Genomic DNA, 13,576 nt, shown 5'->3' on the forward strand with positions numbered 1-13,576 from the left:
GGCCGCGAGGCGGCGTGATGGAACGCGAATCGTGATCAATCACGTGCCGTGCGCACGCGCGGGGCTCGCTCAGGCCGCGTTGGCCAGATCGGCTCTCAAGACAGGCAGCGGAAAGCTCGACCCGTGATGCTCGGCGAGCAAGCCTGCAGCCAGCTCCAGGCAACTGCCACACGTGCTGCCTGCGCCGGTGCGCATGGTCAATTCGGAGGTGGTCCGGCAACCGTTGGCGGCGGCCTCACGGATCTGGTGGTCAGTGACCCCATTGCAGATGCAGACGTACACGGCGATGGCTTGGGACTGCTGCAGGCCCGAATGGCCCGATGGCATTCAACCGTGAATGCGAATGATTGTCAATTTCCCGAGGAGGCCGGATCCGAGTTCCCCCGCCGGCGGCCCGAGCGATTGCGCGGACGCTGCGAGGTGCGCACCAGCACGTCCGGGCCCCGCCGCTCCAGGCGCGGCGGCGGCACGGCCGCCAGCCCCGCCACGACCCGGGCCATCGGCGCCAGATGCCCAAGGGCGCGGGCATAGACCCCGCGCTTGAAGACCACCACGTGCTCCATCGGATACCAGAAATCCACCCAACGCCAGTGGTCGAACTCCGGTGTTTCAGTCAGGTCCAGGCGCACGTGGCGCTCTTCCCCGACCAGCCGCAGCAGGAACCAGACCTGCTTCTGGCCGATGCAGACGTGGCGCTCATTGCGCCGGATCGCACGATGCGGAAGCCGATAGCGTAGCCAGCCCGGCGTGGCGCCCAGCACTTCAACGTGCTCGGGCAGCAGGCCGGTCTCCTCGCGCAGCTCGCGGTACATGGCCTCGACCGGCGTCTCGTCGGTGTTCATGCCGCCCTGCGGGAACTGCCAGCCGTCCCGGCGCACTCTGCGCGCCCAGAAGACCTTCCCATCGGGATGCATCAACACGATGCCGACGTTGGGTCGGTAGCCGTCCGGATCGATCACGACGCGGACTCCTGAAAATCTACTGGGTCCGAATGTGCCACGCCCCGCCCGACCACTCAACTGCACCAATCACCCGTTGACAGAACGCCAGGACCTGCTCAGAATTGCCGGTTCACGCGCGGCTATGTAGCTCAGCCGGTTAGAGCACAGCACTCATAATGCTGGGGTCGGTGGTTCGAGTCCACCCATAGCCACCAGGTTTCCTTTGGAAATCAGCGCGTTGACGAAGACCCGCCGGATGGCGGGTTTTTTGTTGGCTGCGGGAAGGCCGTGCGGGGTTGCTGAGGTCGGCTTCGGGAGCTTAAACCCGCCCCGCCTCTGCGCTCGGGTGAGCGAGCTACTTCATGACTTCAAACGGAATCAGCGCAAGCCAAATAAGCGCCAGCAACAGCCATACCCAGCGCCAGCGCCCCATGGCGCGCCAGGCCAGTCGCCAGGGACCAGGGCTCATGACGCTCTCCGTCGACGTGCCTGGCGCAGGGTGTCGGCGATCCGCAGTCCGTACAGGTAGACGCCGGTAAAACTGAGCGTGGTGAGCGCGGCACCAAACAGGAACCACAACAGCCGCACCGGCCACCCGCCGAAGGCGCCGAAATGGAGCGGGTCGGCCATTTCCGCGACACGCTGGTGAAGGCTCATGTCGCGGCCGTCCCGGAGCCCCTGCAGATGGCCATCGCGCAGATCGAAGCCCGCCACGTTGGCGCGATCACGCACCAGCCATGCCTGCGCCTGTCCATCAATGAGAATGCCCTGACCTGCGGTGCTGGGCTGGAGGCCCGCGACACGCAGTTCCGGCCAGCGCTTTTCCAGCTGTTCCACGGCACGATCGATGGCGGCCGGATCGGCCGGCGCGGGCCGCTCATCCTTGCCATCGCCAGGCAAGGCAATCTTAGGGGGAGGCGTCGCCTTGCCGCCCAGCGATTCGATGAGATACCACCCGCCAGTCGCGGCGATGAGGGCGACGAACAAAAGACTCCAGACCCCGCACAGCCGGTGGATGTCGCCCCACAGGCGGCGTGGCCGGTCCCCTCTGGGCCACTTGAAGAAGCCCCGCCACCAGCGCTTGTAGATGAACAAACTGCTGATCAGCGAAAGCAGCAACGGGATCGACAGCGCGGCCACCAGCGGCACGCCGTACTTGACCGGCAGCATGAGGTGGCGATGCGTGTTGCGCAGGAACCGGTGGACGTTGAACCAGTGCGTATCGCCGGTCACGCGCGCGGTGTAGGGATCGACCCAGACAAAGCGCAGCCTTCCTTCTTCCGTCCGCATCTGGGCCTGGGCGGCAAAACGAGACGCATGGGGGGCGCTTAGTCCCTGCAGCACCCAGGTGGGATGGGCGTGCTGCACGGCACCGACCAGTTGCCCCCAACTGGCGCGTTGCTCGCCGGGCTCCACGCGCATTTCCGCATGCACGAGCCAGTCGATTTCCTGCGCGAACACCGCCAGCGTGCCGGTCAGGAAGACGAAACCCATGAACAGACAGAGCTTCAGTCCGAGCCAGCTGTGCAGATCGAACCAACGTCGCCGCCCCCGCGCTTTGGCGGGCGGCGTTAGTGGGGACGAAGTTCCGGTCGCTGGCAATGGCTGGCGCATGAAACCCTTCAGAACGTGTACGCCGCCTGCAGATAGAGCCGTCGCGGCTCACCGGGGAAATGGCCATCGCGCTCGATGAAGCCGCTGGCCGCGTAGACCTTGTCGAACAGGTTCTTGATGTTGGCCTGGAACTTCCAGTCCTGCCATTGCGTCTGCCAGCTCATGTCGAAGACCGTATAGGGCTTGACCCGCTGCCCGTCCAGGCTGATGCGCTCATCCATGTAGTCGGCACCGAAGCCAATGGCCGATGCGATGGCGGGAAGGTCATAGCGGGTCCACACACCCAGCGTGTTGCGCGGCGCGTTGGCGAACCGATCGCCCGAGGCGTTGGTGATGCCGTCACTGCCTGCATCGACCACCCGAGCATCGTTGTAGGCGTAGGCGACGCTGACCACCCAACGGTCAGTTACATCCGCCAGCACGTCGAGCTCAAGGCCTTCGCTGCGGACCAGCCCCAGGGCCGCCAGCTGGTTGACGCCATCGACGGCCTCGCCGGTCGCCTGCACGATGTTGCTGCGCTCGATGCGATAGAGCGCGGTGTTGAGCGTCACCCGGCCGTTGCCGAGCAGGGTCTTCAACCCGAGTTCCCACTGCTTGCTCTGCTCGGCGTCGAAGGGGCCGCCCGCTGCGGGGTCCTGGTCACTGGTCGCCTGGGGCACGAAGCCGCTGGCGACGCTGGCGTATGCGTTGATGCCCTGGCGCAGCACGAAGGTACTGCCCAGGCGCCAGCTGAGGTCATGGCCGACCACGCGATTGCCGGCCAACCGGTCCTCGTCCTCGAATCCGTCCCAGCGCAGGCCAGCCAGCACGTACCAGCGAGGCGTCAAGGTCAGCTCGTCCTGCACATAGCCACCGTAGCGAAGCCCGCGCGTGCGGGTTTGGCGCCAGGGCAGCGCGGCCAGGTTGTAGTCGTGGTAGGAGGTCACGCCGTAGACGGGATTGAACAGGTCGATGCCGGGCACCGGACCGGCGTTGCGGGGCAAGTCCGCGCTGTTGGCGGTCTGCGCCCGGAAATCCGAGTCGCCGCGATAGTAGTCGGCGCCGAACAGCAGCTTGTGGTCGATACCTGCGGTGGCGAAGCGCCAGACGGCATTGGCATTGGTGGCCAAGGCGTCATTGTCGCGGTACTGGTTGCGCAGCTGGCGCGTCATCCATTCGGCCGTGCCGTCGCCATCGCGGTCGATCAGGCCCATCGGCTCGTGATAGATCTGGTGCTCGCTGTTCTCGAACCAGCGCGCGGCGAAATCCACGTCCCATGCCGGCGCCGGCGAGAAGCGGTACTGGGCCAACACCACCTTGGCCCGCATGTCGAGGAAGTCGCTGGCCTCGTTGTGGTTCCAGCGGCGACTGGTGAGGAAGTGGCCATCGTCATTCACCGGCACGCCACGCAGCCGGTTGCCGCCCAGGTCCTGGGTGATGTCGGTGTACTGCAGGGTCAGTTCGCCCGTCTCGCCCACGTCGAAGGCGACCGAGGCGTCGCCGATCATGCTCTGGCTGTCCGCATTCCAGCGCACGCCTTCCTCGCCGTCGGCATAGGCGCCAAGGCGGTAGCGAACGTCGCCCGACGAGGTGAGCGGCCCTGTGGCCTCCACGGAAGCCGCCGCGAAGTCCTCGTTGCCGACCTGGACTTCAACCCGGCGCTGCGCCTTGGCCTGCGGTTTACGCGTGACGTAGTTGATCACGCCACCGGCATCGCCACCGCCATACAGGGCTCCGGCCGGCCCCTTGAGGACCTCCACGCGCTCGATGTTGAACAGTTGCGGCACCGAGAAGCCCGCGTATGGATCGCCGCGCAGTCCGTCGTACAAGACGTTCTCCTGACGGAAGCCCCGCAGGGTGACACCGGCATAGCTGAAGAAGCTGATGCCGCTGATGCTTCGGTACAGGTCGGTGACCTGGCGCGCGGCCTGATCGTCGATCAGCTCGCGCGGCATGACCTGCACCGACTGCGTCACCAGCGCCAGCGGCGTGTCGGTGCGCGTGCCCACCGCGGCGTCCTCGGTCTTGTAAAGCGTCAACGCCCGGCCCCGGACCTGGACCGAATCCAGCTCGGTGACCTCACTGTCAGAAGATGCGGGAGCGGGATCTACTGCCTGAGCCCGCGCTTGGAACATCGCCACAGACAATGCGGTGGTCAGGATGAGGGGCGTGATGCGGTGAGGGGGCATACGTATTTAATGCGAATGATTATCAAGATCATCAGTCTACCCAGTCATGGCTTGCACGGCTAGTCGGCCCCACGCTTCACGCATGCCGCTGCACCATCGGCAAGGACGACAATCTGGTTTCAGGCGAGCGCCCGGCATCGCCCAACAGCCCCATCCACGGGCCACGCACACAGCCCTCGTGCTGGCGCAGGCTCCCAGTTGCGCCTTTGCCCAGGTGGTCGTGCCGACGATGCCGCTCGCGGTTACAAGGACATTCTTGGGCGGGTCATCGATGGCGGGCAGCTTGCGGCGACGATGCGGCGCGCAAGTCATCGGCGCATGCGGCTCGTGCCACAGGACAGGCTGCCGCTACGCGGCAGCCTCGGCGAGTGCACAGATCAACGCTTCTCGTAAGCAACGCATCACGCTGTTCCTGGTCGCGGGGATGCATCGGACACGGCCAGACAGGTTTGGCGTCATCGCATGTCCCGACCGCGCCACGCTGTGCTGCGTCGCAACGCTCACGCATCGTGATGTCGTTGACGCTTTCGATAGCAGCGAAAGCAATATCAGTCAGAAACAAGGGAATTTCATGCTTCCCTGCCCCCGACCGCACGGGACATGACCGCAGTACGGATGCGACACTTGCGGACAAGTTGACACCTTTGTCAGCGCCTCCCTACCGTGCCGCGCATCGCATGCGCGATGGCGATTGCTGGTTACGGGGGGCGTGCCGGCAGCGGATGGGACCATCGTCCACATGCGTGTCCGTGCTGCTTTTGAATGCCGTGGAACCACATCGTCCGGGAGGGGAACCATGCAACGCACCTGGTTGACGCGCTATGCGCTGTCGGCGGCGATCGCCGCCAGCTTGAACGCCACCGCCTTCGCGCAGGAAGCCGCGACTGCTCCACCACAGGATCCAACGCCCAGCGCACCGGCGTCCCAGGACAACGCCACGACGCTGGATACCGTCGTGGTCTCCGGCACCGCGCAGGCCGGCGGTGTGAAGAAGCTGGAAGCCAGCTTCAACATCGTCACGGCCAATGCCGAGCAGATCAAACAGGCCAATCCCAAGAGCACGGCCGACCTGCTGAAGATCTCCCCGGGCATGTGGCCAGAAACCAGCGGCGGCCAGACCGGCGCCAACATCGAGATCGCCGGCTTCCCCGGCGGCGGCGATGCGCCCTACTTCTCCACGCTGCTGATGGGTTCGCCGCTGTACGGCATGCCCACGCTGTCGTTCTTCGAGACCACCTCGATGTTCCGCCTGGACGACACGGTCGAAGCGGTGGAGATCCTGCAGGGCGGCCCGTCTGTGGTGTTCGCCGATGGACAGATGGGCGCGTCGGCCAACTTCTTCCTCAAGACCGGCACCGACGTGCCGACCGGCAGCGTCGGACTGACCTACGGCGACGAAGGATTGTGGCGGCTGGACGGATTCTCCGGCTTCAAGCTGGCCGACAACTGGTACGGCAGCGTGGGCGGCTTCTGGCGCGAATCAGACGGCGTGCGCGATCCGCAGTTCAAGGCCGACAAGGGCGGCCAGCTGACCGCCACGCTGTCGCACGAGACCGACGCGGGCAAGTTCACCCTGTACACCCGCTACCTCAACGACAAGAACCAGTTCATCACCCCGATCCCGCTGATCCAGCGCGGCACCGACAGCTTCAGCGCCTATCCAGGCTTCGACCCGCTCAAGGACACGTACTACAGCAAGGCCATGCAGCACGTGTATCTGCCCAGCTATCCCAACGGCGGCACCAACGCCGACCTGGCCGATGGACGTGGTGCCAAGATGTTCTTCCTGGGCGGCAACTTCGACTATCAGTTGGACAACGGCTGGTCGATCAGCGACCGCTTCCTGTTCGATGAAGGCGACATGGACACCAATGCGCTGTTCTCGGGCAACAACCCGGCCAGCCTGGCGGACATGCTCTACAACCCCGACACACCGGGCGGCTTCGCACTGCCGGCCGGATCGGCCACCGCCACCTACACCACCGGCGGGGCGGTGCCGCTGGACCAGAGCGTGATCCAGCAGGGCTGGTGGCATATCCACAAGCACCTGAAGAGCTTCAACAACGACTTCCGCCTGAGCCGCGAACTGTTCGAGGGCAACACGCTCACCGTCGGCCTGTACTACGCGCACTACACGATGGACGACAAGTGGTCGCTGGGTAACCAGATGCTGATGACCAACACGCCCAACGCCACGCCGATCGTGGTCACCTACCTCGATGGTGGGCAGACCTCCTACCGCACCGATAACCAGGGCTTCGCCGATTTTGGTGGCTTCCACATCGTCCAGCGCGGCAGCGCCACCAACAAGGCGATCTATCTGTCCGATTCGTGGCGGGTGGGCAACTGGCTGCTGGACCTGTCCGGACGTCTTGAGAACCAGGACGCCGAGAGCGACGTGTGCAACCTGACCAACCAGGACCTGGACGGCAATCCGCGCACGCTGTACGACAACGCCGTGCCGGTGTGCAACGGCACCTACGCGCACAACGACTACGACAAGACCCATCCCTCGTGGACGGCCGGCGCCAACTACACCTTCAACGAGCACACCTCGGCCTACGGACGGGTCAACACCGGCGGGCATTTCCTGGACTTCGACAACGGCATCCGCGGCACCACCAATGACGACTTCCCGCCGCTGCAGAAGATCCGCAACTATGAGATCGGCTTCAAGTACCAGTCCTCGCTGCTGTATGTGGATCTCAGCGCCTACCACCGGGTCTTCACCGGTCTGCAGTACCAGCCGACCAATGGCCTGGGCACGCCGGTGGGCGACCGCTCGATCTACGGTTCCAAGTCCAACGGCGTGAACCTGCTCGGCGCGCTGACCCCGGTGGAGAACCTGCGCCTGCAGGTGGTGGCCAACTACCTGGACGGCGAATACACCGACTACGACGCCTGCTTCCAGTACACAGACATCAACGGCCAGACGGCCTGTGCTTCGATCGAAGGCAAGCAGCTGCAGCGCCAACCGAAGTTCCGTGGCATGTTCACGCCCAGCTACCGTTTCGTGATGGCCTGGGGTGACATCCTGCCGTACGTCACCTATACCTACGTGGGCGACCACACCCAGGACCAGTCGGGCCTGCAGCAACTGGGCTCGTACCACACGCTGGACTTCGGCGTGACCAGCAACATCGGCGATCACTGGCAGTTGAACCTGCGCGGCACCAACATGACCAACGAGCTGGGGCTGACCGAGTCGAATTCGCGCATCTTCGGCAACGCGGCCAGTGCCGGCGGCGTGCTGCTGGCCCGTCCGCTGGAAGGCCGCGAGGTCAACTTCCAGGCCAAGTACCTGTGGTGAACCGCAGGTGCAGTGCCGCGTGACGCGACAGGCAACAGGCAACAGGCAATACGCACGACGACGCCCGGGCAGGTCCCGGGCGTCGTCGTTGATGAACCAGGACAAGGAACGATCGGATGACCCAGACCCTGACTCCCACCGGTGCGCGCCTGCCGGCGTCGCTCGGCCGCTCTCTGCGACGGCTTGCCCTCGCCGCGCTGCTGACCACGCTCGCGCCCGCCACGGCCGGCGCTCAAGCACTGCAGTTCCGCATCGACGAGGGCGCCACCACCAACGCCTTCTACCGGGATGGGCCGGTGGCCGCGCACGTGCTGGCCACCAGCGGCACGCGCCCGCGCCTGCTGGTCGCGTTTCCGGCCGGCAACAGCGGCGTGGCGGTGTGGTTCGCACCGACCACCGCACCGGTGCAGTGGACGCTGCAGTCGGTGCGGGCGCAGCCGCCGGGCGACGATCCGGCGATGCACGGCGTCGTGGCCGAACTCGCACTGCGCGGTGGCCCGCTGACCCTGGACAAGGCGGCGTTGGGCAGCATCCGCGTGCTGCGCGATGTGCAGCTGGGCCAGCCCATCCCCGCGCAGGTGAAGACCGAGGCACAGGTCGCGGCGCAACGCATCAGCTGGGCACGGCGCCGGCTCGACGGCGCCCCCGGCTACCGCGTCGCCCTGGAGATCACCCAGGGCCGGGTCGTGTCCCAGGCGGGCACGATCACGCTGGAACCGGAGCGTCCCAACGGCACCGTGCACCTGCGCCTGTTCGCCTCGACCGGCGAGACGCCGTTGACCCCGCTGGCCGGTGGGGAGTTGCTCAACGCCAAGGCCGCGCCCGATCCGCGCATGCGCGATGCGCTGCAGTTTCTGAGCTATCGCGAGAAGTTCCTCGCCGGCTCGTGGCGCTTCGATACCTATTTCGGCCGCGACACGCTGATGTCCACGCGCCTGCTGATGCCCGTGCTGCAGCCCGCGGCGGTCGAGGCCGGGCTGGGCGCGGTGCTCGCGCGCCTGTCGCCGCAGGGCGAAGTGGCGCACGAGGAGGACATCGGCGAGTTCGCCATCCTGCGTCATCTGGCCAGCGACGGTACGCGTTCGGATGCGCCGATCTACGACTACGGCATGATCGACGGCGACTACATGCTGGCGCCGGTGATGGCGGCCTGGCTGGTCGAGGATCCGCGCGGCCAGGCGCGCGCCCGTGCCTTTCTCGCCGCCCGCAACGAGCTGCAACACAGCAGCAATGGCCAGGCGCTGCTGCGCAACCTGCTGCATGTCGCGCGCAACAGCGAGGCCTTCGCCGCCGCGCCGACCTTCGACCACCTGCTGGCACTCAAGCCCGGACGCATGACCGGCCAGTGGCGTGACAGCGAGGAAGGCCTGGGCCGCGGACGCTATCCCTTCGACGTCAACGTGGTCTGGATGCCGGCGGCGCTGCGCGCGATCGGCGCCTTCGTCGACAGCGGCCTGCTGGATGGCGTCGCCGACGATGCGCAACGGCAGGCCCTGCGCGCGGCGGCCGCACGCGCGGACGCATGGGAACGTCAGGCGCGCGCGTTGTTCGACGTGCGCCTGGATGCCACGCAGGCCGACGCCGCGCTGCGCGTCTATGCGCGGCAACTCGGCGTACCGGTCGAGCCGGCCGTGGCATCGCTTGGCGACGATGGACTGACGTTCCCGGCCCTGTCGCTGGACGCGGACGGGCGACCGGTGCCAGTGCTGCATTCGGATGTTGGCTTTGGGCTGCTGTTTGGCCGGCCCGATCCGGACACGCTGGCACGCGAGGTGGCCGCGGTGATGCGCCCCTTCCCGGCTGGGCTGATCACCGATGTGGGCATGGTGGTCGCCAACCCGGTCTTCGCAGGCCAGGCCGCCTGGGCGCGCCTGGGGCCGCAGGCCTACCACGGTACTGTGGTGTGGGCCTGGCAGCAGGCGGTGATGCTGGCCGGGCTGCGTCGCCAGCTGGCGCGCGATGACCTGCCCGCGCCCGTGCGCATGCAGCTGCAGCAGGCACAGGCACGGCTGCTAGAGTTGATCAAGGCGGCCGGCGCGGTGCGCACCTCGGAACTGTGGTCCTGGCGCTGGGAACAGGGGCGCTACCGGATCGAGCCCTTCGGCGCGCAGGGCGCACACGAGGACGAGTCCAACGCCGCGCAGCTGTGGAGCACGGTGTTCCTGGCCGATCCGTCCACGCACGAGTGAACGCGTCCGGCGCCGCATACGTCCGGCCGGCGGCCGACAAGAGAACAGATGCTTGGCATGCGTGCGGGACGCGAATCAGTTGACGGCATGAGCCGCGGATCGGCGAGCGGACTTCGCCCACCAGCCTCGACCCGGCCGGGCGCTGATCCTCGGCTAGCCTCCACGGCCGATGCGTGGAATTGACCGAGGCTCGCGTTTCGGTGGCAGCCGCCCTTGCGGCCTTTTCGGCCAATGGCGGCGATGCGGCTCTACCGGGAAAGCCCCATCGCCGCCATGGCAGCTCCCACGGGATTTGCGTCGGTCCGCAATGACCCCGCGCACACCCGCGCGTCGTCACGACATCCAGTCCACTCTGCCCCACGCCCGCCGGACCGATTCCCGTCCGAAGCTGCAGACCCAAGCGCTACCACGCTTCGATCAGGAGAGGCCAAAAAGAAAGCCCGCCTCACGGCGGGCCTCGCTTCATCTGGCGCCGAGGGTCAGCGCTTGCGCGCGTCCTCGCGCATTTCGAACCACATGCCATTGAGGATGGCGAAGAAGCAGGCCAGGCTTACGCCCAGGATCCATGAGAAGTACCACATCGTCGTTGCTCCTAAGGTTGGGCGCCGTCAGTAGGCGTTGGGGTTGCGGGCCACGGCATCGTCGCCGACCTTGCCGCGCAGCACGCGGTAAACCCAGGTGGTGTAGGCCAGGATGATCGGCAGGAACACGGCCGTCGCCACCAGCATGATGAACAGGGTCATGTGGCTGGACGAGGCGTCCCACAGGGTCAGGCTGGAACGCGGATCCAGCGAGGACGGCAGCATGAAGGGAAACACTGCCACGCCCTCGGTCAGGATGATCGCGGCGATACCCACGGCCGACGCCAGGAACGAAGGCATTTCGCGCCCGGCCCGCAGCAGCGCCGCGCAGGCCAGGAAGGCCACCACGCCCACCACCGGGAAGACCCAGGTCCACGGCAGGGCGTGGTAGTTGCTCATCCAGGCACCGGCGACCACTTCCACCTGCTTGGCCAGCGGATTGGAGGGCCCGGCATGGTCGAGTGCGCCGGTCAACTGGTAGCCCTTGATGCCCAGCGCCAGCCACACGCCGGCAAGCGCGAACAGCACCGCCGCGGCCAGTGCGGCCACGCTGCCCAGGCGACGCGCGCGGGCCTGGATCTCGCCGCTGGTCTTGATCACCAGCATGCCGGCCCCGTGCGCGGCCAGCATCGCCACGCTCACCAGGCCGCACAGCACCGGGAAGGGCATCAGCAGGCCGAACAGGTCGCCTTCGTAGATCGTGCGCAGCGAGTCGTCGAAGCGGAACGGCGCACCGACCAGCACGTTGCCCATGGCCACGCCGAACACCAGCGCCGGCACCAGCCCGGCGACGAACAGCAGCCAGTCCCACGTCGCGCGCCAGGTCGGATTTTCCAGCTTGCTGCGGAACTTGAAGCCGACCGGCCGCAGGATCAGCGCGAACAGGATCAGGATCATCGCCAGGTAGAAGCCGGAGAAGCTGACCGCGTACAGCGCCGGGAACGCGGCGAAGATCGCGCCGCCGCCGAGGATCAACCACACCTGGTTGCCTTCCCACACCGGGCCGACCACGTTGATGACCTGGCGGCGCTCGTTGTCGGTGCGCGCCACGCCGGGCAGCAAGGTCGCCACGCCCAGATCGAAGCCATCCATGATCGCAAAGCCGATCAGCAGGATGCCCAGCAGCAGCCACCAGATGAAGCGCAGGGTTTCGTAGTTAAGCGGAATCGTATCCATGGGGTGACCTTCAGGCGTTGACGGCGGCGAGCGGGGCGCCGGTGGTATCAGGCTGGCGTCCACCGGAGACCTCGGTGGGGCCCTTGAGGATGGTCTTGCGCAGCAGGTAGACCTCGATCACCGCCAGGGTCGTATAGAGACCGACAAACACGCCCAGGCTGATCAGGATCTGGTGCAGCTTCAGGCCGGAGGCGGCAAAGAAGGTCGGCAGCACCCCGTCGATGATCCAGGGCTGGCGGCCATACTCGGCCACGATCCAGCCGGCCTCGATCGCCACCCACGGCAGGGCCAGGCTCCAGAACGCCAGCTTCAGGAACCAGCGCTTCTCGTGCAGCGTGTGCTTGCTGGCCAGCCAGAAGGCCACGGCGAAGAAGGCGATGAAGTAGAAGCCCAGCCCGGCCATGGCACGGAACAGCCAGAACAGCGGCGCCACGCGCGGGACGGTGTCGAAGGCGGCTTTGTCGATCTCCTCGTTGCTGGCATTGAGGATGTCGTCGCGATAGCGCTTGAGCAGCAGCGCATGGCCCAGATCGTCCCAGTGCGCGTCGAAGGTCTTGCGCGCGTCCATGTCGCTGCGATCCGCGCGCAGGGTCTGCAGGGCCGCGTAGGCCTGCTGGCCGCTGCGGATGCGCTCGCGCGCCCGGTCCACCAGCGGCAGGATGCCCGGCATCTCGGTATTGAACGAGCGTGTGCCGATCAGGCCCATCACCCAGGGGATGTGCACGGCGTAGTCGTTGGTGCGCGTGTCCTGGTTGGGAATGGCGAAGGCGTTGAAGCCGGCCGGTGCGGGTTCGGTCTCCCACATGGCCTCGATGGCGGCCAGCTTCATCTTCTGGTTCTCGCCGGCCACATATCCGCTCTCGTCACCCAGCACCACCACGCTCAAGCTGGCGGCCAGGCCGAAGCTGGCGGCCACGGCCATTGAGCGCTTGGCGAACTCCAGGTGCCGCCCGCGCAGCAGGTAGAAGGCGCTGATGGCCATCACGAACACCGCGCCACAGACATAGCCCGCGCTGACGGTATGCACGAACTTGGCCTGCGCCACCGGGTTGAACAACACCGCGGCGAAGTCGGTGACTTCCATGCGCATGGTGTCCGGATTGAACTTCGCCCCGACCGGGTACTGCATCCAGCCGTTGGCGATCAGGATCCACAGCGCAGACAGGTTCGAGCCCAGCGCAACCAGCCAGGTCACCACCAGGTGCTGCACCTTGCTCAGCTTGTCCCAGCCGAAGAAGAACAGGCCGATGAAGGTCGCCTCCAGGAAGAAGGCCATCAGCCCCTCGATGGCCAGCGGCGCACCGAAGATGTCGCCGACGTACTGGCTGTAGTAGGACCAGTTGGTGCCGAACTGGAACTCCATGACGATGCCGGTCGCCACGCCCATGGCGAAGTTGATGCCGAACAACGTGCCCCAGAACAGGGTCATCCGTCGCCAGACATCGCGGCCGGTCATCACGTAGACGCTTTCCATGATGGCGATGAGGAAGGACAGTCCCAGCGTCAGCGGGACGAACAGGAAGTGGTAGAGCGCGGTGAGCGCGAACTGCAGTCTGCTGAGTTCGGCGACGATCATGTCCGGCATGGCGGCATCGAC

Annotated in this window: 9 protein-coding genes and 1 tRNA gene; 3 read left to right on the forward strand and 7 right to left on the reverse strand. The window is 66.4% G+C overall.

Annotated features, from left to right (window positions below):
• Nucleotides 1-69: 69 nt before the first annotated feature.
• Together ACORQU_RS04025 and ACORQU_RS04030 are read right to left on the reverse strand one after the other, a co-directional pair.
• The gene (locus ACORQU_RS04025) at nt 70-282 is read right to left on the reverse strand and encodes a (2Fe-2S)-binding protein (RefSeq protein ID WP_491643589.1); all 213 of its coding nucleotides are present in this window, start codon (nt 280-282) and stop codon (nt 70-72) included.
• 68 nt (nt 283-350) lie between these two features.
• Entirely contained in the window at nt 351-959 is a 609-nt protein-coding gene (locus ACORQU_RS04030) for an RNA pyrophosphohydrolase (RefSeq protein ID WP_271644683.1), read from the reverse strand.
• A gap of 120 nt (nt 960-1,079) precedes the next feature.
• Here ACORQU_RS04030 and ACORQU_RS04035 point away from each other — a divergent pair.
• A tRNA-Met gene (locus tag ACORQU_RS04035) sits at nt 1,080-1,156 on the forward strand.
• 250 nt (nt 1,157-1,406) lie between these two features.
• Here the strand turns inward: ACORQU_RS04035 and ACORQU_RS04040 are convergent.
• Together ACORQU_RS04040 and ACORQU_RS04045 are read right to left on the reverse strand one after the other, a co-directional pair.
• Nucleotides 1,407-2,555 carry a PepSY-associated TM helix domain-containing protein gene (locus tag ACORQU_RS04040; protein ID WP_491643590.1) on the reverse strand — a complete coding sequence of 383 codons (1,149 nt, stop codon included), beginning with the start codon at nt 2,553-2,555 and terminating at the stop codon, nt 1,407-1,409.
• Nucleotides 2,556-2,563: 8 nt separating this feature from the next.
• Nucleotides 2,564-4,723, reverse strand: coding sequence for a TonB-dependent siderophore receptor (locus ACORQU_RS04045; RefSeq protein ID WP_491643591.1), 2,160 nt, complete (start codon nt 4,721-4,723; stop codon nt 2,564-2,566).
• 796 nt (nt 4,724-5,519) lie between these two features.
• On the opposite strand from ACORQU_RS04045, the gene ACORQU_RS04050 reads away from it, so the two are divergent.
• Nucleotides 5,520-8,033, forward strand: a complete 2,514-nt coding sequence (locus tag ACORQU_RS04050; protein ID WP_491643592.1) for a TonB-dependent receptor — start codon at nt 5,520-5,522, stop codon at nt 8,031-8,033.
• Between the two features lie 116 nt (nt 8,034-8,149).
• The gene (locus tag ACORQU_RS04055; RefSeq protein ID WP_491643593.1) at nt 8,150-10,222 is read left to right on the forward strand and encodes a hypothetical protein; all 2,073 of its coding nucleotides are present in this window, start codon (nt 8,150-8,152) and stop codon (nt 10,220-10,222) included.
• A 479-nt stretch (nt 10,223-10,701) separates the two neighbouring features.
• On the opposite strand, the gene cydX is transcribed toward ACORQU_RS04055, so the two are convergent.
• The 3 genes from cydX to ACORQU_RS04070 are packed head-to-tail and all read right to left on the reverse strand — an operon-like array spanning nt 10,702 to nt 13,564.
• Complete coding sequence (gene cydX, locus ACORQU_RS04060; RefSeq protein ID WP_130516512.1) at nt 10,702-10,803, reverse strand: cytochrome bd-I oxidase subunit CydX; 102 nt, start codon at nt 10,801-10,803, stop codon at nt 10,702-10,704.
• A 27-nt stretch (nt 10,804-10,830) separates the two neighbouring features.
• Entirely contained in the window at nt 10,831-11,979 is a 1,149-nt protein-coding gene (cydB, locus tag ACORQU_RS04065) for a cytochrome d ubiquinol oxidase subunit II (RefSeq protein ID WP_491643594.1), read from the reverse strand.
• A gap of 10 nt (nt 11,980-11,989) precedes the next feature.
• Nucleotides 11,990-13,564: a cytochrome ubiquinol oxidase subunit I gene (locus tag ACORQU_RS04070; protein ID WP_491643595.1), complete on the reverse strand. Its 1,575-nt coding sequence runs from the start codon at nt 13,562-13,564 to the stop codon at nt 11,990-11,992.
• Nucleotides 13,565-13,576: the final 12 nt, after the last annotated feature.

Source organism: Pseudoxanthomonas sp. JC1303 (assembly GCF_058448525.1).

Coding starts and splice junctions, on each gene's coding strand:
- ACORQU_RS04040 (WP_491643590.1), bottom strand. CDS start 2,555: ATGCGCCAGCCATTGCCAGCGACCGGAACTTCGTCCCCACTAACGCCG.
- ACORQU_RS04045 (WP_491643591.1), bottom strand. CDS start 4,723: ATGCCCCCTCACCGCATCACGCCCCTCATCCTGACCACCGCATTGTCT.
- ACORQU_RS04050 (WP_491643592.1), top strand. CDS start 5,520: ATGCAACGCACCTGGTTGACGCGCTATGCGCTGTCGGCGGCGATCGCC.
- ACORQU_RS04055 (WP_491643593.1), top strand. CDS start 8,150: ATGACCCAGACCCTGACTCCCACCGGTGCGCGCCTGCCGGCGTCGCTC.
- cydX (WP_130516512.1), bottom strand. CDS start 10,803: ATGTGGTACTTCTCATGGATCCTGGGCGTAAGCCTGGCCTGCTTCTTC.
- cydB (WP_491643594.1), bottom strand. CDS start 11,979: ATGGATACGATTCCGCTTAACTACGAAACCCTGCGCTTCATCTGGTGG.
- ACORQU_RS04070 (WP_491643595.1), bottom strand. CDS start 13,564: ATGCCGGACATGATCGTCGCCGAACTCAGCAGACTGCAGTTCGCGCTC.